General features: G+C 67.8%; 21 protein-coding genes. 14 read left to right on the forward strand and 7 right to left on the reverse strand.

The features are described from left to right. From VMD50_RS28515 to VMD50_RS28535, 5 genes are all read left to right on the forward strand, one after another. A partial coding sequence (locus VMD50_RS28515; protein ID WP_325433120.1) for a pyridoxamine 5'-phosphate oxidase family protein occupies positions 1-347 on the forward strand: 347 nt, incomplete at its 5' end. A gap of 51 nt (positions 348-398) precedes the next feature. Continuing rightward, the gene (locus VMD50_RS28520) at positions 399-2651 is read left to right on the forward strand and encodes a molybdopterin-dependent oxidoreductase (protein ID WP_325433122.1); all 2253 of its coding nucleotides are present in this window, start codon (positions 399-401) and stop codon (positions 2649-2651) included. A gap of 44 nt (positions 2652-2695) precedes the next feature. Then, positions 2696-3016 carry a hypothetical protein gene (locus tag VMD50_RS28525; protein WP_325433124.1) on the forward strand — a complete coding sequence of 107 codons (321 nt, stop codon included), beginning with the start codon at positions 2696-2698 and terminating at the stop codon, positions 3014-3016. Positions 3017-3147: 131 nt separating this feature from the next. Next, the gene (locus VMD50_RS28530) at positions 3148-4254 is read left to right on the forward strand and encodes a type III polyketide synthase (protein WP_325433126.1); all 1107 of its coding nucleotides are present in this window, start codon (positions 3148-3150) and stop codon (positions 4252-4254) included. A gap of 11 nt (positions 4255-4265) precedes the next feature. Beyond that, complete coding sequence (locus VMD50_RS28535) at positions 4266-4769, forward strand: isoprenylcysteine carboxyl methyltransferase family protein (protein WP_325433128.1); 504 nt, start codon at positions 4266-4268, stop codon at positions 4767-4769. A 3-nt stretch (positions 4770-4772) separates the two neighbouring features. Here the strand turns inward: VMD50_RS28535 and VMD50_RS28540 are convergent, their stop codons facing one another. Next, positions 4773-5618 carry an SDR family NAD(P)-dependent oxidoreductase gene (locus VMD50_RS28540; protein WP_325433130.1) on the reverse strand — a complete coding sequence of 282 codons (846 nt, stop codon included), beginning with the start codon at positions 5616-5618 and terminating at the stop codon, positions 4773-4775. Positions 5619-5776: 158 nt separating this feature from the next. Here VMD50_RS28540 and VMD50_RS28545 point away from each other — a divergent pair, with 158 nt between their 5' ends. After that, complete coding sequence (locus VMD50_RS28545; protein WP_414686201.1) at positions 5777-6838, forward strand: alpha/beta hydrolase; 1062 nt, start codon at positions 5777-5779, stop codon at positions 6836-6838. Positions 6839-7014: 176 nt separating this feature from the next. Continuing rightward, the gene (locus VMD50_RS28550) at positions 7015-9690 is read left to right on the forward strand and encodes an FHA domain-containing protein (RefSeq protein WP_325433134.1); all 2676 of its coding nucleotides are present in this window, start codon (positions 7015-7017) and stop codon (positions 9688-9690) included. 117 nt (positions 9691-9807) lie between these two features. Here the strand turns inward: VMD50_RS28550 and VMD50_RS28555 are convergent, their stop codons facing one another. From VMD50_RS28555 to VMD50_RS28570, 4 genes are all read right to left on the reverse strand, one after another. Beyond that, positions 9808-9972, reverse strand: a complete 165-nt coding sequence (locus VMD50_RS28555) for a hypothetical protein (RefSeq protein ID WP_325433136.1) — start codon at positions 9970-9972, stop codon at positions 9808-9810. Between the two features lie 157 nt (positions 9973-10129). Continuing rightward, a complete protein-coding gene (locus VMD50_RS28560) occupies positions 10130-10900 on the reverse strand; it encodes an alpha/beta fold hydrolase (RefSeq protein ID WP_325433138.1) in 771 nt (256 codons plus the stop codon). Between the two features lie 11 nt (positions 10901-10911). Then, on the reverse strand, positions 10912-11883 hold the full coding sequence (locus VMD50_RS28565) for a hypothetical protein (protein ID WP_325433140.1): 972 nt from the start codon (positions 11881-11883) through the stop codon (positions 10912-10914). Between the two features lie 139 nt (positions 11884-12022). Next, positions 12023-12592, reverse strand: coding sequence for a carboxymuconolactone decarboxylase family protein (locus VMD50_RS28570; RefSeq protein WP_325433142.1), 570 nt, complete (start codon positions 12590-12592; stop codon positions 12023-12025). A 91-nt stretch (positions 12593-12683) separates the two neighbouring features. Here VMD50_RS28570 and VMD50_RS28575 point away from each other — a divergent pair, with 91 nt between their 5' ends. Further along, positions 12684-13583, forward strand: coding sequence for a LysR family transcriptional regulator (locus tag VMD50_RS28575; RefSeq protein WP_325433144.1), 900 nt, complete (start codon positions 12684-12686; stop codon positions 13581-13583). On the opposite strand, the gene VMD50_RS28580 is transcribed toward VMD50_RS28575, so the two are convergent. Together VMD50_RS28580 and VMD50_RS28585 are read right to left on the reverse strand one after the other, a co-directional pair. Next, positions 13584-14408 (reverse strand): hypothetical protein, encoded by an 825-nt coding sequence (locus VMD50_RS28580; RefSeq protein ID WP_325433146.1) that lies wholly within the window; start codon positions 14406-14408, stop codon positions 13584-13586. It lies immediately after the preceding gene. After that, positions 14405-15007 carry a TetR/AcrR family transcriptional regulator gene (locus tag VMD50_RS28585; protein ID WP_325433148.1) on the reverse strand — a complete coding sequence of 201 codons (603 nt, stop codon included), beginning with the start codon at positions 15005-15007 and terminating at the stop codon, positions 14405-14407. The genes VMD50_RS28580 and VMD50_RS28585 overlap by 4 nt, the downstream gene beginning before the upstream one ends. Positions 15008-15171: 164 nt before the next feature. Between VMD50_RS28585 and VMD50_RS28590 the strand changes: the two genes are divergently transcribed. The 6 genes from VMD50_RS28590 to VMD50_RS28615 are packed head-to-tail and all read left to right on the forward strand — an operon-like array spanning position 15172 to position 20024. After that, the gene (locus VMD50_RS28590) at positions 15172-16350 is read left to right on the forward strand and encodes an acyl-CoA dehydrogenase family protein (protein ID WP_325433150.1); all 1179 of its coding nucleotides are present in this window, start codon (positions 15172-15174) and stop codon (positions 16348-16350) included. Next, positions 16340-17467 (forward strand): acyl-CoA dehydrogenase family protein, encoded by a 1128-nt coding sequence (locus tag VMD50_RS28595; RefSeq protein ID WP_325433152.1) that lies wholly within the window; start codon positions 16340-16342, stop codon positions 17465-17467. Before VMD50_RS28590 ends, VMD50_RS28595 begins: the two co-directional genes overlap by 11 nt. After that, complete coding sequence (locus tag VMD50_RS28600) at positions 17464-17964, forward strand: MaoC family dehydratase (RefSeq protein ID WP_325433154.1); 501 nt, start codon at positions 17464-17466, stop codon at positions 17962-17964. The genes VMD50_RS28595 and VMD50_RS28600 overlap by 4 nt, the downstream gene beginning before the upstream one ends. A 7-nt stretch (positions 17965-17971) precedes the next feature. Beyond that, positions 17972-18418 carry a MaoC family dehydratase gene (locus tag VMD50_RS28605; protein ID WP_325433156.1) on the forward strand — a complete coding sequence of 149 codons (447 nt, stop codon included), beginning with the start codon at positions 17972-17974 and terminating at the stop codon, positions 18416-18418. Further along, complete coding sequence (locus VMD50_RS28610) at positions 18415-19614, forward strand: thiolase family protein (protein WP_325433158.1); 1200 nt, start codon at positions 18415-18417, stop codon at positions 19612-19614. The genes VMD50_RS28605 and VMD50_RS28610 overlap by 4 nt, the downstream gene beginning before the upstream one ends. A 2-nt stretch (positions 19615-19616) precedes the next feature. Next, positions 19617-20024, forward strand: a complete 408-nt coding sequence (locus VMD50_RS28615; RefSeq protein ID WP_325433160.1) for a Zn-ribbon domain-containing OB-fold protein — start codon at positions 19617-19619, stop codon at positions 20022-20024. The last annotated feature ends 3 nt before the right edge of the window (positions 20025-20027 follow it).

Here is a 20027-nt window from a genome sequence, read left to right on the forward strand (position 1 = left end):
GCCCCCAGGTGAGCTTGGTCTGGGTCGCATTGCAGTCGACGCCCGACGGGGACGAACTCGTCACCGCGCACCTCGCCGAACACAAGAAGGTGCGCAACATCCGCAGGGATCCGCGCGTCGCCGTCACCATCGTGTCGCTCAACGGGCCGAGCCCGGGGATGCGGCCGTACCTATCCCTCGCCGGAACCGCCCGAATCGTCGAGGGCGGGGCCCCCGAGCTGCTGCGCGAGCTCAACCCGATCCTGGGCGACCCGACCATAAAATTCCCCCCGGACGGCGCGCCGCCCGGGCTGCTCACCCGCATCCGCATCGACAAGGTCGGCGGCATCGGCCCGTGGGCGTCCTGACGCCGATTTTTGCCACTTCCGCTACTGGCGGTAGCGGAATACAGTGGGTGGGTGGCGCCCGGCGATGACGGCAGGCATCTGCGCACCTGCCCACTGTGTGAAGCCATGTGCGGCTTGGAGATTCACGTCGAAGGCGGCCCCAAAAACGGGAAAGTCACCAGCATCCGCGGCAACCGCGACGACGTCTGGAGCCGGGGACACCTGTGCCCGAAGGGCGTATCGCTGGCCCAGGTGCACGACGACCCCGACCGCATCCGCCGCCCGATGATCAAGGTCGACGGGCAATGGCGCGAGGTCAGCTGGGACGCGGCATTTCGGCGCTGCACCGAACTGCTGAGGCCGGTGATCGAGAAGTACGGCATCGGTGCGGTCACCGCCTACACCGGCAACCCACTGGCGCATTCCTTTTCGTTGGCCCGGTATGCGGGCGTGCTGATGGGCATGTCGGGGATGCCGGTCACCTACTCGCCCGGCACGGTCGACCAATGGCCCAAGAACCTCTCGTCGCACCTGATGTACGGCCTCTGGTGGAACTTCCCCGTGCCCGACATCGAGCGCACCGACCTGCTGGTCATCATGGGCGCCAACCCCGCCGCGTCGCAGGGTTCACTGTTGGCCGCGCCCGACGTGATGGGTCTGATCGACGGGATCCGCCGACGCGGCAAGGTGATCGTGATCGACCCGGTCCGGACACAGACCGCGGCCCGCGCCGACGAGTGGCTTCCGATCGTGCCGGGCACCGATGCGGCGCTGCTGTTGGCCGTCGCGCACACCCTCTTTGACGAGGGCCTGGTCGATGCCGGACCGCACGTCGACGGCGTCGAGACGATGCGGCGGGTCGCCGAGGATTGGTCGCCCGGGCGGGTGAGTGCCGTCACCGGCATCGACGAAGACCGCATCCGCGCACTGGCTCGCGAACTCGCCGGCACCGAGAGGTCGGTGGTCTATGGCCGAATCGGGTTGTGCAATCAGGAGTTTGGCAGCCTGGCCAGCTGGCTGGTCGACGCCATCAACATTTTGACCGGCCATTTCGACACCCCCGGCGGCGCGATGTTTCCCAAGCCGGCGGCCTGGTCGATCACCACGCAGCCGTTGCCGGGTCTGGAGGGAGGCCGTCCCGAGTTCGGTCGCTGGCACACCCGGGTGCGCGGCGCCAAGGAGGTCCTCGGCCAGGCGCCGGTGTCGTGCATGGCCGAGGAGATCGCCACCCCCGGCGAGGGGCAACTCAAGGCGCTGATCACGGTCGCCGGCAACCCGGTGCTGTCCACACCCGGCGGCGACAAGCTCGACGAGGTGCTGCCGATGCTGGAAGCGATGATCTCCGTTGACCTTTGGCTCAACGAGACGACCCGCCACGCCGACGTCATCCTGCCCGGGCTGTCCCCGCTCGAGCAGCCGCACCACGACGACCTGATCCTGCTCTTTGCGATCCACAGCATCGCGAACTACTCCGCGCCGGTGTTCGACCCGGGTGATCGCCCGCACGAGTGGGAGATCTTGATCCGGCTGACCGGTCTGTGCACCGGGACACCGGCCGAGGACGTCGACGTCGCCGCGATCGACGACGGGTTCTTCGACTACCTGGCCTTCACGCGGGGAGTCGACGGCGCGGAGATCCGGAAGCTGTACGAGCACGGCGGGCCGGAGCGAATGCTCGACCTGACGTTGCGCACCGGGCCCTTCGGGGACCAGTACGGCAAGAACCCGGGCGGGCTCACCCTGGACGTGCTCAAGGCCAACCCGAACGGTATCGACTTCGGGCCGATGGTGCCGCAGCTGCCCGACATCCTGGGCACCGTCGACAAGAAGATCCGTCTCGCGCCGCAGTACCTGCTCGATGACCTGCCTCGGCTGGCGGCGCGGTTGCAGCGGCCGGCCGAGCCGCTGGTCCTGGTGAGCCGCAGGCACCTGCGATCGAACAACACCTGGATGCACAATGTGCCCGTGCTGATGAAGGGCAGGGACCGGTGCACGCTGCTGATCCACCCGGACGACGCCGCCCGCTGCGGCGTCGCCGACGCCGACGTCGTCACGGTGAAGTCGGAGGCCGGCGAGATCAGGGTGCCCGTGGAGGTCACCGACGCGATCAGGCCCGGCGTGGTGTCGCTGCCGCACGGCTGGGGACATGGCAAGCCGGGCACCCGTCTGTCGGTGGCCAACGGCTCACCGGGTGCCAACACCAACGTGCTCTCCCCGCCGACCTTCATCGACGAACCGTCCGGCAACGGCGCCCTCAACGGCATCCCGGTGACGATCATCGACGAACAAGCGCGATTTCGTGCTGATCTCACAGCGAATCGATAACCACGATTCAGCCCGCTGCTAGCACCGGGGCGCAGCCTTGCGGGATGGCGAAAAGGCAAACCCTAATGATCCAAACGTTTTTCGCCGGCGCCGTGACGGTCGCCGCGCTGGCGCTGTTCCACAATGCCCAGCCCGACGACCCGAAAACCGTTGGGACATCGGGCTCGATGAGCGTGGTGGACCAAGCCGATGGCGACGACGACGAAGCCCAACTGCAGCAACAGCTACAGGCCGACCAGCAGACACAACAGGCCGAGCAGCAGGCCGAAGAGCAAGAGCAACTGGATCTTCAGCAAGCGCAGCAGGATGAGCAGCAGGGCCTGCAGGTGGAGCAGCAGGCCACCCTGTCAGTCCCCGGAAGCTGAATAGATTCACGACGCGGACAGAACGCTGGTTCATTACCGCTTGTGTAGGGGGGGATGGCTGCGAATTGTGTTTCGGCTCACCTCGGCCCGTTCCCATGAACCTTCGGCGGGCAGTGGTCGTCGGCATGTGCATGACTGCAACAACGTATTCCACATCCGCGAACCATGCCGCTGTCGGCGTGCGGGGCGCCCCGCGCATCGCCGGCACGGCGGTGGCGTTCACCCCGCACCGCTACGACCAGGACGAGGTGGCGCGCGAGCTGACCGAATTCGCGGAACCGGGCTTTATGCGCTTCGCGCACACGGCGGGTGTCGACAATCGCAGCCTCGCCCTGCCGCTGTCGCGGTACCCGAAGCTGACCGGGTTCACTGAGGCGAACAACGCCTATCTCGAGGTGGCCGTCGACCTGGGTGAGCGGGCGGTGCTCTCGGCGCTGGCCGCGGCGAACGTCGAACCCGACGAGGTCGACACCATCGTGATGGTCTCGAGCACCGGAATTGCGGTGCCGACCATCGACGCGCGGTTGATGTCGCGAGTCGGGCTGCGGCCCAACATCAAGCGTGTCCCGCTGTTCGGTCTCGGCTGCGTGGCCGGTGCGGCGGGCATGGCACGGGTCTACGACTACTTGCACGGCTACCCGGGGGATGTGGCCGTGCTGCTGTCGGTCGAGCTGTGCTCGCTGACGCTGCAGCGCACCGACACCTCGATTCCGGCCCTGATCGGCGTGTCGCTGTTCGGCGACGGCGCGGCGGCAGTGGTTGCCACCGGCGCGGACCGAATCCCGTTGGGGTGCAATGCTCCTCAAGGACCGCGAGTCCTGGGGACGCGGAGCCGCGTGGTGGCCGAGACCGTCGACGTCATGGGGTGGAACGTCAGCTCCAGCGGGTTCCAGCTGGTGATGTCGCGTGATGTCCCGAAGATGGCCAACGACTATCTGCGCGGGGAGGTCGACGCCTTCCTGGCCGATCACGGCTTGTCGATCGCGGATATCTCGACCTGGGTGTGCCATCCCGGTGGTCCGAAGGTCCTCGACTCGGTCGAGAACGCGCTGGGTCTGCCACCGCAAGCGTTGGCGCACAGCCGAAACTCCATGCGGGAGAACGGCAACATCTCCGCGGCGTCGGTGCTTGACGTCCTGCGCCGAACGGTGGCCGAGCCGCCGTCGGCGGGATCCTTCGGGGTGATGCTCGCGATGGGTCCGGGTTTCAGCTTCGAGCTGCTTCTACTCCAGTGGTGAGGAACTAGAGCATGTATTACTACCTGTTCATCCTCGCCATCGGTGCGGAGCGGTTGGTCGAGCTTGCGGTCGCCCAGCGAAACGCCACGTGGTCATTTGCTCACGGCGGCAAGGAGTTCGGCCGCGACCACTACCCGGCGATGGTCAGCATGCATGCGCTGCTTCTGATCTCGTGCATCGTGGAAGTGTGGGCCCTGGGCCGGCCGTTCATCGGTTGGCTGGGATGGCCGATGCTCGCCATCGTGGCCCTCAGCACCGTTGTCCGGTGGCGGTGTGTCGCCGTCCTCGGGAAACGCTGGAACCCACGGCTCATCGTGATCCCGGGCGCGCCGGTAATCCGGGACGGGCTGTACCGATGGGTCCGGCACCCCAACTACACCGCGGTGGCCGCAGAGGTCACGGCGCTGCCGCTGGTGCATTCGGCATGGCTGACGGCGATCGTGTTCAGCTTGGCGAACGCCGTGGTGCTCAACGTGCGGATCCGCGCGGAGAACGCCGCCTTGGGTTACGCCTGACAATCAAGGTGCGACGGGTCGATTCGTCCACTCCCGGCCGGGCCGGCGCGACGAGCGGAACCATCCGCCCGCCGCGCCGGTGCCGCCGTCGGTGGGGATGGTGTGGCCGGTGACAAACCCGGACAGCTCCGATGCCAGGAAAAGGATCACACGGGCCTGATCCTCGGGCAGCCCCATCCGTCCGACCGGGACCCATTGCGGCCACTGCGTCTGCTCTTCGGCCGATAGCCACTGCGAGTAGGGCACCTGCAGTGTTTCGGTGACGTCGGGGGCGACCGCGTTGACCCGTACCCCATCCCTGCCCACCTGCACGGCGAGGCTGCGGGTGAAGTGGACGACGGCGGCTTTGAACGCGGCATAGACAGGGTCCTCCGGGTAGCCGCGCAACCCCTCGACCGACGAGACGTTGACGATCGCGCCGGCCCGCCGCTCGATCATCGCGGGCAGGAACGCGTGGGTGACGAGGAAGACGTGGTGCAGGTTGATGCGGTACAGGTCGTCCCACAGCTCGGGGTCGGTGTCGACGAAGTTGCCCGGATGGCGCAGCCAGTGGCCCACGTTGTTCACCAGCACGTCTATCCGGCCGTAGCGATCCAGCACCGATCGCGCCAGGCCGGTGACCTGGTCTTTCTCTCGGACGTCGGTCGCGACCGCCAGTGCCGTGCCACCCGAGGCGGTGACCGCGTCGGCCGTCCGTTGAGCCAGCTCGCCGTCGATATCCGCGATGACCACGTGCGCGCCGTGCAGTGCGAACAGTCGCGCGGTCGCCGCGCCGATTCCGCCACCACCTCCGGTCACCACCGCGACCCGATCGGCCAGCAGCGCGGCCCCGCTCGTTGCCTCATCCATGCCCAATATCTTGGGCCACCTGGGAGATCGGCCGCCGTACCCGCCCCGCCCAGGCCTCAAACAGTGATGAAGCCGACATTTGCCAGGGATTCACCGACCGTTTGCCTTCGCCCATCGCGGGTACTCGGCTGACCTCTAGGAGGTAAATAGCAATGGCGATGGGCGCGAACCCATATCACATATTGCCGAGCCAGGCAATGAACCGGCGAGTTCACCATGGCCACAGCCCGCAGTCCTTTGCTGTGTCGCTGGCCAGCCGGTTGCTTGTGAAAAATGTGGTGCGTGCTTGGGCCATTCAGCCGAACCTGCATTGGCCCTTCCACTATGTGGACGGTTTGGCGGGTTTGATGCCCCATTCCACGCACTCGGCAAAGATCGAACCGATACGGCTGGAGAACTGTGCTGCCGAATGGGTGTGCGCGCCCGGCGTGTCGTCCAACCGCGCGATCCTTTACCTCCATGGCGGCGCGTTTCTTACCTGCGGCCTCAACACGCACCGATCCCTGGTGACTCGTCTGTCGAAGGCGGCGGATGCCGGTGTGTTGACCGTCGGGTACCGAAAGTTGCCGTCGCATCAGATCGCCGACGCGATCGAAGACGGAATGAACGGCCTTCGCTGGCTCGAGGAGCGCGGCTACGACGGTGACCAGGTAGTCGTGGCGGGCGACTCGGCCGGGGGATACCTGGCCTTCATGATCACGCTGGCGGCCATGCGCACCCACTTCGTGCGGCCCGCCGGAATCGCGGCGATCTCGCCCTTCACGGACGCGGACCCGGCCCGCAAGCTGCGGCACCGCAACGCGCGCCGGTGCTCCATGTTCACCCGCGCGGCGTTGTCGATGTTTGCCCGGTATCTCGGCGAGGTGCGGCTTCCGCACGACCGGGGAATGTCCGCGCGCATCGAGTCACCGGTGGACGCGGATCTGTCTTCGTTGCCCCCGGTGACCATCCACGCCAGCTCCGACGAGCTGTTGTTGCCGGACGCCGAGCTCATGGCCGACCGGTTGCAATTCAGCGGAGTCCGCTGCGATCTGCACCTGTGGGACGGCCAAATTCACGACTTCCCGATAGCGGCCGACATCTTGCCGGAGGGAAGGCGGGCCATTCGATACATCGGGGACTTCATCAAAGAGGTCACCCGTGGAGTGAACAGTTTGCCACGCGGCCGCCAATCCCCGGCCGGGCGGCAAAGGGCGCATTTCGCTGCGGCGGCAGGGTAGCGGATACCGCGGGCGACCCGCCAAACCGCCACGCCGATAGTCGGCCGCAGATTTTATGCGCCTTTATTCACGTTGGTCGCGGGTTCCCGCCCGGCGTCGGCGAGTTACCCGAGGACCATGAACCGCGTTGACTACTTGGGCCGCAATCGGCGCCGCTGCCGATACAGTGGGTCTTCGTGACCCCACCAGCCCCACCCGTGCTGACCGTGCGGTACGAGGGATCCGAGCGCACCTTCGCGGCAGGCACCGACGTTGTCATCGGGCGTGACCTCCGCGCGGACGTCCGCGTCGCGCACCCGCTGATCTCGCGGACCCACCTCATCGTGCGGTTCGACCAGGGACGCTGGATTGCCATCGACAACGGCAGCCTCAACGGGCTCTACGTTCACAACCGTCGCGTCCCGGCCGTCGACATCCAGGACGGCATGCGGGTCAACATCGGCAACCCGGACGGCCCTGCGCTGACCTTCGAGGTCGGCCGCCATCAGGGTTCGGCCGGGCGGCCCCCTCTGACGACGTCCATACCGATCTTCAACCCGGCCAGCGGGCCAAGCACCAGGGCGCCCCAAAGTCAGCCGCAGCCGGTCGGCGCGCACTGGCCCGGCCAGCCGCAGCAGCCCGTGGGACCACCAGTCCGCCAGCAAGTGCATCCACCCGGACTGAGGCCGATCCACCCGCCCAGCGGGCCGCAGCCGGTTCATCCTCCCAGCGGATTCCAGCCCTCCCACCCGCCCAGCGGCCCGCAGCCGGCGCCGAAGATCTACCGCCCACAACCCACGCAGATGCCGCCGCCCCCCGGGGCGGAGCCAGAGACAAACCGCGTCGCGGAGCCCGCGGCCGGCGAGACGGGCCGGGTCGGCGACTCGACCAATATCGCCACGTCGATGATGAAGATCCTGCGGCCGGGCCGCACGTCGGTGGAGTCGATGCCCGGCGCGATCAAGATCGGCCGGGCCAACGACAACGACATCGTCATTCCCGAGGTGTTGGCCTCGCGGCACCACGCCACCCTGGTCGCCACGCCGCACGGCACCGAGATCCATGACAACCGCAGCATCAACGGCACGTTCGTCAACGGCGCCCGCGTCGAGACGGCCGTGCTGCACGACGGCGACGTCGTCACGATCGGCAACATCGACCTCATCTTCGCCGGCGGCACCCTGGCCCGCCGCGACGAGACCGCGACCGCGACGCGCACCGGCGGCCTCGACGTGCGCGGGGTGACGTGGACGATCGAGAACAACAAGGTATTGCTGGACGACATCTCGCTGGGCGCACAGCCCGGGACGCTGACGGCCGTCATCGGTCCGTCCGGTGCGGGAAAGTCGACGTTCGCCAGGTTGGTGGCCGGCTACACGCACCCGACCGAGGGCACGGTTTCCTTCGAGGGCCACAACGTTCACGCCGAATACGCCTCGTTGCGCAGCAGGATCGGGATGGTGCCGCAGGACGACGTGGTGCACGGTCAGCTGACCGTGCAGCAGGCCTTGATGTATGCCGCCGAATTGCGGCTGCCGCCCGACACCACCAAGGACGACCGCGCGCAGGTGGTGGCCCGGGTACTCGAGGAACTCGAGATGACCCAGCACCTGCACACCCGCGTCGACAAGCTGTCCGGCGGTCAGCGCAAGCGCGCCTCGGTTGCGCTGGAACTGCTGACCGGGCCGTCGCTGCTCATCCTCGATGAGCCGACGTCGGGCCTGGACCCGGCGCTGGACCGGCAGGTCATGACCATGCTGCGGCAGCTGGCCGACGCCGGTCGGGTGGTGCTGGTGGTCACCCACTCGCTGACCTACCTGGACGTCTGCGACCAGGTCCTGCTGCTGGCGCCCGGCGGCAAGACCGCGTTCTGTGGTCCGCCCGGCCAGATCGGTCCGGCCATGGGGACGACGAACTGGGCCGACATCTTCAGCACCGTCGCGAACGACCCCGACGGCGCCAAGGCGCGTTACCTGGCGCGGACGGGGCCGCCCCCGCCACCGCCGCCGGCGGAGCAACCCGCTGAAATCGGCGATCCTTCGCACACGAGCCTGTTCCGGCAGTTCTCCACGATCGCGCGGCGCCAGGTGCGGTTGATCGTCTCCGACCGCGGCTACTTCGTCTTCCTGGCGCTGCTGCCGTTCATCATGGGTTCGCTGTCGATGTCGGTGCCCGGCGATGTCGGCTTCGGCAAGCCGAACCCGATGGGTGCGGCGCCGACCGAGCCCGGACAGATTCTGGTGCTGCTCAACGTCGGTGCGGTCTTCATGGGGACCGCGCTGACGATCCGGGATCTGATCGGTGAGCGCCCCATCTTCCTGCGCGAGCAGGCGGTCGGCTTGTCCACGTCGGCCTACCTGTTGGCGAAGGTGTTCGTCTACACGGTGTTCGCGGTCATTCAGTCCGCGATCGTCACCGTCATCGCGATCATCGGCAAGGGCGGCCCGACGCAGGGGGCCGTGGCGCTGGGCAATCCGAATCTGGAGCTGTTCGTCGACGTCGCGATGACCACCGTCGCCTCGGCGATGCTCGGGCTGGTGTTGTCGTCGATCGCCAAGTCCAACGAACAGATCATGCCGCTGCTCGTCGTGGCGGTCATGTCGCAGCTGGTGTTCTCCGGTGGCATGATTCCCGTCACCGATCGCGTCGGGCTGGACCAAATGTCTTGGGTTACACCGGCGAGATGGGGTTTCGCGGCGTCGGCCTCGACCGTCGACCTGCTCACCCTGCAGCAGGCAGTCCCCTCGGTGCCGCACGACTCGCACTGGCGTCACACGCTCGGCGCCTGGTCGTTCGACATAGGCATGCTGGTGGTGCTCAGCCTCGTGTATCTGGGCTTCGTGCGCTGGAAGATTCGCCTCAAGGGCGGCTGACGGCTTCGGCTTTTGGGTGTGCGCTCAGGGCTTTCGGTGTGCAATGACGGCGCCACTACCGCAAGATCCGCGCCCTGTGCTCACACTCGACGCGGTGGGATCACACGCCCGGCCCCGCTAGGCGCCCTTGCGGACCGCCTGGTCGGCCGCGGCGCGCATCCGGTCCGACAACTGCAGCAGGGCATGTTCGCCCACCCCGTGCGGCACCGTGTAGGCGAGTTGCCGTAACTCGAGGGCGCAATCGCGCAACTCCTTGCGGAGGCGCGTCTCAGGGGTGGGCATGATTTTTTCCTATACGACGGCTCGAGACGACGGCTCGAGCGAAACTCTGTGCAAGAAATTTTCGCACCCCGGGCCTGCGGACGCGATGGCGGCGAAGTGTTTTTACGGGAGTTTGACAGGGTGTTTACAGTTCAGGGCCTATTTACTGACGCTTCCGTCAACGGAGATAGCCGATGACCGCCCCGGCGACTCTGTCGGGTTGTTCGGGGAACAGGGCGTGGCTGGCGTCCTCGATCACCGTGGAGGTGATGCGCTCGCCGTAGCGGGTGCGCATGTCCGCCCATTCCGCCCGCTGATGGAACGGGTCGAGGGCGGCGATGATCTCGAACACGGGCGCGTCGCCGGCGCCCCGGTAACGGTCCACGTCGGTATCGCGGGCGCAGTGCACCTGCATGGCGAGAGTCTCGGGATACCAGCCGTCCAGCCAGATGGAGGCGTCGTGGCCGGGCGCGAAGAACGCCAGGCGTAATGCGGCCAGCCGCTCGGCATCGGGCAGCGACGGGTTACCGGCGCGCATCGGCGCCGAGTCGATCTCCGGGGCAACGGTTTTCCCGGATGCCGCGGCCAGGATCACCGCAGCGACCCTGTTGCGGTGGTGCACGGCGGTGGCGCGGGCGACAAAGTTCCCGAAGGCGTGGCCGAGGACGACGGCGGGCCCCTCGGCGAGTGCGTCGATCACCGCCGCGGTGTCGTCGGCCAGGTCGTCGAAGCCCACGTCGGTCATCGGGCCGACCGAGCGTCCAATGCCACGGGGTTGTGGCCGCAGCACCCGGTAGCCGGCATCGACGAGCGCCGCACTGAGCGGGTCGAAATCCTTGGCACCGTCGCGGCCGTAGGACGGGATGATGACCACGGCCGGACCCTGTCCCTCGACATAGGTCTCGATGGACACGGCGCCGGCGGTGACGATTTCGCTGCGTCGGCTCATAACCCGTTGGCCTAATCCAACGCGACGCGCAGCAGCGCGGCCCGGCGGACGATGCCGTCCGGTGGGGCTGTCGTGCCGCCGTCGGTCGTGACGTAGGCGACGCGGTCGCGGTCGCCGGGACGGCGCCCCCACGCGGCGCTGGACGGCCCGACCAGCGTTTCGTCGAACGGGTCGCCGGCGATGTGGCGCACCTCGCTGCCGTGCCGCGGCGCCAATGGCACCCGGTCGATGGTGTTGGCGCGATGCCTTGTCACATAGGCGAATCCGGCGTTCTCGTCGAGGCAGAAGTCGTCGGCGTTGTCGATGGCGGCCACGAATTGCGGTGGCCCGGCCGGATCGAGGGTCGATGGGTCGACGGGGACGCGCATGAACACCTTCTGCGCGGTGGACGTGTAGTACAGGTGACCGGTCTGCGAGCCGTACCGCACGCCGTTGATGCCGGGTTGCGGTGGGGGCGGCACGCCGCTATCGGGGTCGTCGCCCATGGTGTCGTCGGCAACCCACACCCGGGCCGTGGCGCTGCCGGCGTCTTCGGTGAGGTCGACGCGCCAGATGAGCCCGGCGAAGCAGTCGGCGATCGCCAACACGTTCGGCCCCAGGACGCAGCTGCCGTTAAGGGCGCGCACTCGGTCGTCGAAGGTGTAGATGACCTCCGGCGACACCGCCGCGCCCGGCGTCCATCCGGCGAAATCGACTCTCGCCAAATGCGATTCGTGCGTGGTGTAGCCCTCGGTGAGGCAGACGACGAACACGTCGGGTGCGACCTCCGCGATCCCGGTGACCGGGTGATCGAAGGTGTGCACCAGGACCGGTTCGACCACCGCCAAGTGCTCCGCCCGCGGAACCCACCAGAGTTCTTTGTGCAGGACGTCGGTGACGAGTATCGACCCGTCGGCGCGCACCGCGAGGTTTTCCAGGAAATACCACTGCGGGAAGAATGCGACCGGAGTCAGCGTGACGATCGGTAACGGGGCCAGGGCCATGACGCTCCTTCGCTCAGGGTGCGGGGATCTCGAACACGTTGGGAATGGCGCAGACAGTGCGATGGATGCCCGTCAGTGCGACCATCTCGAAAACGCCCGCAGCGCCGAATGTTTGCTTGACTTGGCGGTAAGGTGGCGCTCACTGGTCCAACCCTTCAGCGTTGGCCGGAACGTCGAACGCGCCCAGCGTCATACACACCATGGTGAACCAGCCCAGCAGCACCGCGACGTCCACGATGCCCGCGTCACCCAGCAATTCCCTGGCGCGCCGGTACAGGCCGAGCGGCACGAGGCGCGGCGCGACCAGTGCCGACGCCAGCTCATAGACGACCTGTTGGCGTGGATCGTCGAACGACGTCGGCAGCCCGGCGATCAGGGCTTCGACCCGGCGCGGGTCGAGGTGTCCGGCACGCTCCCCGATGATCTCGTGCTCGTAGCTGGCGTACGGGGAGCGCCAGCGGGCGTTGACGATGTTGGTGGCGATCTCGATCTCCGCTTTTGTCAACGTGGATTCGCGCTGGAAGTAGGCGCCGGTCGGCACGATCGTCCTGGCCAGCGTGGGGTTGGCGAGCCAGATCTTGTGTGGGCCGGGCACCATTGCGCGCAGTTCGCGCGTGAAATCGTAGGCCCCCTTCATTTCCGGCGACATCTCGTCGACGGGCGTTTCGACGAAACGGCCGAACGTGCCGAAATCGGATGTGTCACTCATTGATCCGCCCCTTTCGCGTCTCTTCCAGTCAAAGACGTGGATGGGATATCGTCCAATACGTTTTCCTGCCGATCTCCATATGATGTTGCATATGGAATTGAGCCAGCGGCTGCTCGAACAGTTCCTCGCGGTGGCCGACGAGCGCAACATCGGCCGCGCAGCGGAACGCCTCGCTATGACCCAGCCGCCGCTGACCCAGGCGATCCAGCGACTCGAACGTGCTCTGGGTGTCCAGTTGTTCGATCGCACCCCGCGAGGGGTGGAGCTGACCGCCGCCGGACGGTCGTTTCGTGAGGATGCGGAGCGCTTGAGCGCCGCGCAGGAAGCGGCGGTCAGGCGCACCCGGCGAGTCGCGGCCGGACTGGCGGGCGTGGTCCATGTCGGCTTCGCGGTCAGCCTTGCCTACCGGTTCGCACCCGACTTGCTCCGTGCGAGTGCTGACGCGCTGCCCGAGCTGACGTTGCATCTGGTTCAGACGCGAACCGCGCAGATGTCCGATGCGGTTCGCTCCGGCCAACTCGACATGGCCTTCACTCGCGGTCCAGTCGACAGCGCGGACGGATTGGTCGTCGGCGAAGTCGGTCGCGAACGAACGGTGGTCGTGCTGCCGAAACATCACCGGCTGGCCGAGAAACGCACGGTGGCGCTGGCGGACCTGCGCGACGAGCCGCTCGTGCTTCCGTCACAGCAGTCGCTTCCGGGGGTCGCTGCCCAAATGCTCAGCGCATTTCGCAACGCCGGCGTCAGCCCCCGCGTCACGGCTTACACGGACGAGTTATCGGCGATGATGACCTACCCGATAGCCGGACTTGCCGCGTGCCTCGTCCCCGAGCAGATCCGCGCGATGCGGCACCCCGAGGTCGTGTATCGCCGGCTTTCCGACGACCTGCCCGGTCTCGTCACCAGGATCGTTGCCGTGCACCGCGCCCGGGCGGACGACGCGGTCGTTCGACTGCTTGAGCTGGCCACCAGCACCTGGTCGGGCCGGTAGTCACGGGAGCGCGGCGACGAACGTTTCGTTCGATACGCCGGCGGCAAGGCCGGCGACGTCGAACGGCGCATCGAGGCGGGCGTGCAACTTGCCGGGATCGGTGAGCAGCCGGATCTCGGCGGTCTGGCGGGCAAATAGCCGGCCGAAAAGCGGGTAGAGCCAACGCATTATCGCCCGCTCAGCGCGGGAGCAGCGCGCCGCGCAGTAGCCGACGTGGCCCAGCTCGTCGGTGAGGATCTCGGCGTAGAGCCGGTCGATCCGTGCGGCAACGGCCGGTTCGTCGGCGAACAACTCGACGCCGACGCGGCGCAACTCGTCGAACATGACGCAGCCCGCCATTTCCGCTGCGCCCACGAACGGGAACCCGAACCGCTCGGGCAGAAACACTTCCATCTTGACGAACTGGCGCATCACGAACGGCGGCACCACCACGTTGAACGGCAGGCCGAACATGTCGAGGACGTAGGCCAGCAGGCGGGTGTGGTAGTGCTCCTCCAGGGCGAGGTAAACACCCTCGGGCGGCTGGTCCGCACCGCCGATGCGCCCATAGGTGTCGCCCAGGTCCACGCCGAAGCGCTCCGCCTGGTTCAGCTTTGCGGTGGCCAAGAGAAACAGCATCTCGCGGGGGAGCCCCGCCTCGGGTCGGCGGCGGCGCAGGTTGCGCAGGAACACGCGCCGGTCGATGGGCCGCCCCGAACGAACCGGTTCGGCTTCAAGCGACGCGAAAAACTCCTCACGGTTGGTCAGCCGGCGATGCAGCAGATCGGCGTCGCCGTCCCGACGCGCGAGGTAGACCCGGTAGCCCTCGATGCCTGTGCCGGTCATGACGCCTCCATTCCGTGGACGATTGTCGTGACGTACCGGTCCAGGAGCGCCGCGCGATCCCGGGGCGCCGCCCCGCCGGTGGCCAGCAACGCGAACAAGCCGGTCATGAAGATCACGCCGAGCTCGCGTGCGTCCGCATCCGGGGAAATCCGCTGCGCGCCTTGGGCTTGAGTGATGGCGGCGATGACGAACTCGGCCAGCGGATGCTCATCGGGCTGATCGCCGACCGGCCGTGTCGCCGAGAAGTGCAGCCCCAGCATGTCCCTGAAGACGACCGGGCCCAGCCGCTCCTCGGCGGCGAGCACCTCGCGCACCAGCGAAGTGAGCATCGACATCAGGTCGCCCGGGGCGCTCGTTTTGGTGGCGAGCTTCGCCACGATCTTGGCCTCTTCGTTCCGTTCCAGCTCGACCAGCACGTGCTCCTTGGTCGGGAAATGGAAATAGAACGTGCCGCGCGCCACGCCCACGGCCGCGGCGATCGCGGCGACGTCGGTGCCCGCCAATCCGGTAGTGCCGATCTCGGCCACCGCGGCGTCGAAGAGGCGGGCCCGGGTTTGCAGCCGCTGGGCGTCCCGAGCGTTGAGAACCTGCGAGCGCACGACCGCAAACCTACCGAGTCTCGCTGCCACCTGTCAATGACGAGTGTCAACGAAACAGCGCGGCCGGCACCATGGCACGCAGGGCATAACGTCGGGCGAATGCCGAGCGACTTCCGCCGTGGCGTTACGCTGACGCGGCCTGATGGAAGGGTTAGGTTGCCGGGATGGACTTCGAATTCGACGCCGGGCAAAGCGCGTGGCTGAGCGAGGTTCGCGAATTCCTCCGGGAGAACGTCACCGCCGAATTGCGGGCCGAACTCGCCGAGCATGATCTGGAGTTGCGCGACGGCGAGGTGGCACGGTTTCGCCGCAATGTCGGCGAGAAGGGCTGGTTCGGACTCAACTGGCCGCGCGAGTACGGGGGGCTGGGGCTTGGCGCGGTTCATCAGCACCTGCTGATGAGCGAGTTCGAATATTGGGGTGTGCCCGGACCCGACCTCACGGTCACCTCGGTGGCGCCGATGATCATGCGCCACGGCACCGAGCAGAACAAGAGCGAATGGCTGCCACCGATCGCCAGGGGCGAAATGATCTGCGCCGTGGGCTATTCCGAACCGGACGCGGGAACCGATCTGGCCAGCCTGCGCACGCGCGCGACGCTCGATGGCCGGGAATGGGTGATCAATGGCACCAAGATCTGGAACAGCGGGGCGCAGCGCGCCACCCACGAATGGCTGTGCGTGCGGACCGATCCGAATGCGCTGCGCCACAGAGGGATTTCGGTCATCATCGTGCCGATCGACAGCCCCGGCGTGGAGATTCACCCGCTCTATGCCTGGTCGGGCTATCGCACCAACGAGGTGCACTTTCGCGACGTGCGGGTCCCGGTCACCAACCTGATCGGTGAAGTCAACCGCGGATGGACGTACATCACCGGCGCGCTCGATCTGGAACGCGGCGCGCTGACCAATGCGGGCGACCTCCGCCGCGCCGTCGACGACTTGCGTCTGCTCGCGCGAAGCCCGCGGCGTGACGGCACGCTGCCCGGCGACGACCCCGCGCTTCGTCGCAGGCTGGCGCATGCCGAAGCCGACGTGGAGGTGGCCACGCTGATGGGATACGAGGCCGCGTCGATCCTGGACAGTGGCGACATACCCACCGTGGAAGTGAGCGTGGAGAAGGTCTTCACCAGCGAGCTGCGCCAGCGCATCGCCGGCCTGGCGCTGGATCTGCTGGGGCCCGACGGCTTGCTCGCGCATCGCGGACAGGATGCGCCGCTGGGCGGCAAGTTCGAACGGCTTTACCGCGCCGCCCCTTTGATGCGTTTCGGTGGGGGCACCAACGAGGTGTTGCGCGACATCATCGCCCAGCGCGGCCACGGAATGCCTTCGTATGGACGTTAGACCCGGCGCCGAGCGGCGCGAGTTCGCCTCGATGTTGCGGGGGCTGCTCTCCGCGGAGAGCCCGATCGGCCTCGTGCGCGGTTTGCACGAACCCGGCGCCGACCGAAGCACCGCGGCCCTGTGGAAGGCGTTGGCCGACGTCGGCGTTTTCGGGCTTTCCATTGCCCAGCAGTACGGCGGCTCCGGCGGCTCCCTGGAGGACCTCGCCGTCTTCTACACGGAGGCGGGTCGCGCGCTGTGCCCGACGACGGTGCACAGCACCGTCGCCGCGACGCTGGCGATCGATCAGCTCGCGCCGCCGGAGGGCAAGGCCGGGTGGCTCCCGGCGCTGGCGAACGGCGCCGTCCGCGGCACCACGGCGCTGTGGAGCGCCCGCGACGCCGCCGTCGTCTCGCCCGTGCTGTCGGCATACCCCGACTCGAGCGGTGCCTGGCGGCTCACCGGAACCGCGGACTACGTCGCCGACGCCGACGTCGCCGACCTCATCGTGGTTTCGGCCGCCGCACCCGGGCGCACGCTGGTCTTCGTCGCTGACGCGCACGCGACCGGGGTGACCGCGCGGCCGCTGGCCATGGCGGGGGGCCACCGGGCGTTCACCGTGCGCTTCGAGGACGCGGTTGCCGGCGGCGAGGCGTTGCTCGCCGAGGGCGACCAGCAGGGGCTGCGCCGCGTCGCGAATACGGCGGTGGCACTGGGGTCACTCGACCTGGTCGGGATCGGGCAGGCGGTGCTGGACCGCACCGTCGATTACACCAAGCTGCGCCACCAGTTCGGCCGCCCGATCGCGTCGTTCCAGGCCGCGCAACACCTGGTCGCCAACATGCACATCGCCTTGGCCGCCGCGCGATTGGCCGCGCACTCGGCGATTTTCTGGCTGACGCGCGGGCACGTCGCCACCAGGGAAACGGCGATCGCACGGATGCACGCCGCCACCGCGGCCAGGCTGATCACCCAGGACGCGCACCAACTGCACGGGGGGATGGGCTACGTCACCGAAACCGACCTGCATCTCTGGAGCGAACGGGCGCGGCTGGCCTCGACGCTGGGCGGCGGAACCGACGTCGCCGCGGCATGGCTGGAAGAGACACTCGAACAACCGCGAGGAGAAAGCCGGTGAGTGCGGACTCCCTGATCGACGCCGACTCGGCGTCCCGCGTGGGCATGGTCGCGGCTTCGGCGGCGGGGGAGGTGAACCGGCGCGATTGGCAGCGCTGGGCCGCGGCGGTCGGTGACCACAACCCACTCTGGTTCGACCCGGAGTACGCCCGCGCCAACGGCTTTCGCGACATCATCTGCCCCCCGCTGTTCCTGCAATACGCGGTGCTCGGCGTCACGCACCTCGAGTCGCTGCGACCCGACGGGTCCTCCGGCGCGGTCTCCGGCAGCCTCGCGTTTCCCCGCGCGCCCAGGCGGATGGCCGGCGGGGAGAGCTTCACCTTCCACCTGCCCGCCTACCACCGCGATGAGATCGAGATGGTCCGCACCATCGAGTCCATCGTCGAAAAGCAGGGCCGCTCGGGCAGATTCGTCCTGGTCACCTGGCACACGGTGTACCACAACCAGCACGGCGATCTCGTCGCCGAGGCGTCGACGTCGATGATCGCCCGACCGTAGGAGTGGCATGGAGGGCAGCCAGGTGTTCTACGAAGACGTGGGCGTGGGAGACTCGCTGCCCACGCTGGCCGTCACCGTCGACGAGACGCAACTCTTCTTCTTCAGCGCCGCCACCTACAACGGCCACCGCATCCACTACGACAAGGAGTGGGCCCGCGCGGTCGAGGGCTACGACGACGTATTGGTCCAGGGCCCGCTACAGGCGGCGCTGCTGGCCCGCGCGATCGGCGACTGGATCGGTGGACGGGGCCGCCTGGTGTCCTTCGCGGTGCAGAACCGGGCCGTCGCCTATCCGGGTCAGCTGCTCAGCTTCGGTGGCGAGGTCACCGGCAAGCGCGTCACCGAAAGCGGCACGGGCCTGGTGGATCTCGACATCTCGGGCCGCCGCGACGCCACCATTCTGATGCCGGGAACCGCGACGGTCGAGCTGCCCCGACGCGGAACACCGTCGTGACGGGATTGCGCGGTGAGGCGGCCATCGTCGGCATCGCCGAGCTGCCCGCCGAGCGGCACCCCACCGGGCCCCCGCTGTTCACCCTCGACCAGTACGCCCGGCTGGCGAAGCTGGTCATCGAGGACGCCGGCGTCGACCCGGAGCGCGTCAACGGCCTGCTCACCCACGGCGTCGCCGAATCCGCCATGTTCGCACCGGCCACGCTGTGCGAATACCTGGGCATGGCACTGGATTTCGGGGAGCGAGTCGATCTGGGCGGAGCCAGCTCGGCGGGAATGGTCTGGCGGGCGGCGGCCGCCGTGGAGCTCGGCATCTGCGACGCGGTGCTGGCGGTGGTCCCGGGATCGGCGGCGCAGCCGCAATCCGGCAGAAGGCCGCCACCCACCCCGAATTGGTATGGGGCGTCGTCCAACAACTATGGGTCACCGCAGGCCGAGTTCGAGATCCCGTACGGCAACGTCGGCCAAAACGCGCCATACGCGCAGATCGCCCAGCGCTACGCCGCCGAGTTCGGCTACGACCCGGCCGCCGTCGCGAAGATCGCGGTCGATCAGCGCACCAATGCATGTGCGCATCCGGGCGCGGTTTTTCATGGCAGCCCGATCACGGTGGACGACGTCCTCGCCAGCCCGATGATCGCCGATCCCATCCACATGCTCGAAACGGTGATGCGGGTGCACGGGGGAGCCGGGGTGTTGGTCGCCAACGCCGACATCACGCGGCGAAGCCATCGCCCGGTGTTGATCAAGGGCTTTGGTGAGCACATCGCGTTCAAGACCCCCACCTATGCCGAGGACCTGACGCACACACCGATCGCGCGCGCCGCCGACCGGGCGTTCGCGATGGCCGGGCTGGGCCGCTCCGATGTCGATGTCGCGTCGATCTACGACTGCTACACCATCACGGTGCTGATGAGCCTGGAAGACGCCGGCTTCTGCGGCAAAGGCGAAGGCATGTCGTGGGTTACCGACCATGACCTGACCTACCGCGGCGACTTCCCGCTCAATACCGCCGGCGGCCAGCTGTCGTTCGGCCAGGCCGGGATGGCCGGCGGCATGCACCACATCGTCGACGCGGCACGCCAGATCATGGGACGGGCCGGCGACGCGCAGGTGCGCGACTGCCACACCGCCTTCGTCACCGGCAACGGCGGCATCATGAGCGAGCAGGTCGCGCTGCTGATGCGGGGGGAGTAGCAATGGGTCCCGAGGCACGCCCAATGCCCGAGCCCACGCCGGTCTCCCGGCCCTTTTGGGACGCCTTGGCGCAGCACCGCATCCTCGTGCAGTACTCGCCGTCGCTGCGCCGCTACGTCTTCTATCCCCGCACGCTGGCCCCGGGGACGCTCGCCGACGACCTGGAGTGGCGCGAAATCGACGGTGGCGGAACGTTGTACACCTACACCGTCGCCCGCAGGCCCACCGGGCCACCGTGGGCGGAGGCGCTGCCGCAGCTGCTCGCGGTGGTGCAGTGGGACGCCGGGCCACGGATCAGCACCGAATTGGTGGAGGTCGACCCGGCCGACATCCGAATCGGGATGCGGGTGAGCCCGGTGTTCTACGATCTTGAGGGCGGTATCACTTTGCTGAGGTACCGGCCAGCATGACCG

The sequence above is a fragment of the Mycobacterium sp. genome, assembly GCF_035506235.1.
Classification (GTDB): Bacteria; Actinomycetota; Actinomycetes; order Mycobacteriales; family Mycobacteriaceae; genus Mycobacterium.

Excerpts from the sequence above, each read along its gene's own strand:
- VMD50_RS28535 (WP_325433128.1), top strand. The coding sequence starts at position 4,266 with ATGTATTACTACCTGTTCATCCTCGCCATCGGTGCGGAGCGGTTGGTC.
- VMD50_RS28525 (WP_325433124.1), top strand. The coding sequence starts at position 2,696 with ATGGCGAAAAGGCAAACCCTAATGATCCAAACGTTTTTCGCCGGCGCC.
- VMD50_RS28575 (WP_325433144.1), top strand. The coding sequence starts at position 12,684 with ATGGAATTGAGCCAGCGGCTGCTCGAACAGTTCCTCGCGGTGGCCGAC.
- VMD50_RS28595 (WP_325433152.1), top strand. The coding sequence starts at position 16,340 with ATGGACGTTAGACCCGGCGCCGAGCGGCGCGAGTTCGCCTCGATGTTG.
- VMD50_RS28560 (WP_325433138.1), bottom strand. The coding sequence starts at position 10,900 with ATGAGCCGACGCAGCGAAATCGTCACCGCCGGCGCCGTGTCCATCGAG.
- VMD50_RS28605 (WP_325433156.1), top strand. The coding sequence starts at position 17,972 with ATGGAGGGCAGCCAGGTGTTCTACGAAGACGTGGGCGTGGGAGACTCG.
- VMD50_RS28530 (WP_325433126.1), top strand. The coding sequence starts at position 3,148 with ATGACTGCAACAACGTATTCCACATCCGCGAACCATGCCGCTGTCGGC.
- VMD50_RS28565 (WP_325433140.1), bottom strand. The coding sequence starts at position 11,883 with ATGGCCCTGGCCCCGTTACCGATCGTCACGCTGACTCCGGTCGCATTC.
- VMD50_RS28590 (WP_325433150.1), top strand. The coding sequence starts at position 15,172 with ATGGACTTCGAATTCGACGCCGGGCAAAGCGCGTGGCTGAGCGAGGTT.
- VMD50_RS28545 (WP_414686201.1), top strand. The coding sequence starts at position 5,777 with ATGGGCGCGAACCCATATCACATATTGCCGAGCCAGGCAATGAACCGG.
- VMD50_RS28570 (WP_325433142.1), bottom strand. The coding sequence starts at position 12,592 with ATGAGTGACACATCCGATTTCGGCACGTTCGGCCGTTTCGTCGAAACG.
- VMD50_RS28580 (WP_325433146.1), bottom strand. The coding sequence starts at position 14,408 with ATGACCGGCACAGGCATCGAGGGCTACCGGGTCTACCTCGCGCGTCGG.
- VMD50_RS28540 (WP_325433130.1), bottom strand. The coding sequence starts at position 5,618 with ATGGATGAGGCAACGAGCGGGGCCGCGCTGCTGGCCGATCGGGTCGCG.
- VMD50_RS28555 (WP_325433136.1), bottom strand. The coding sequence starts at position 9,972 with ATGCCCACCCCTGAGACGCGCCTCCGCAAGGAGTTGCGCGATTGCGCC.
- VMD50_RS28615 (WP_325433160.1), top strand. The coding sequence starts at position 19,617 with ATGGGTCCCGAGGCACGCCCAATGCCCGAGCCCACGCCGGTCTCCCGG.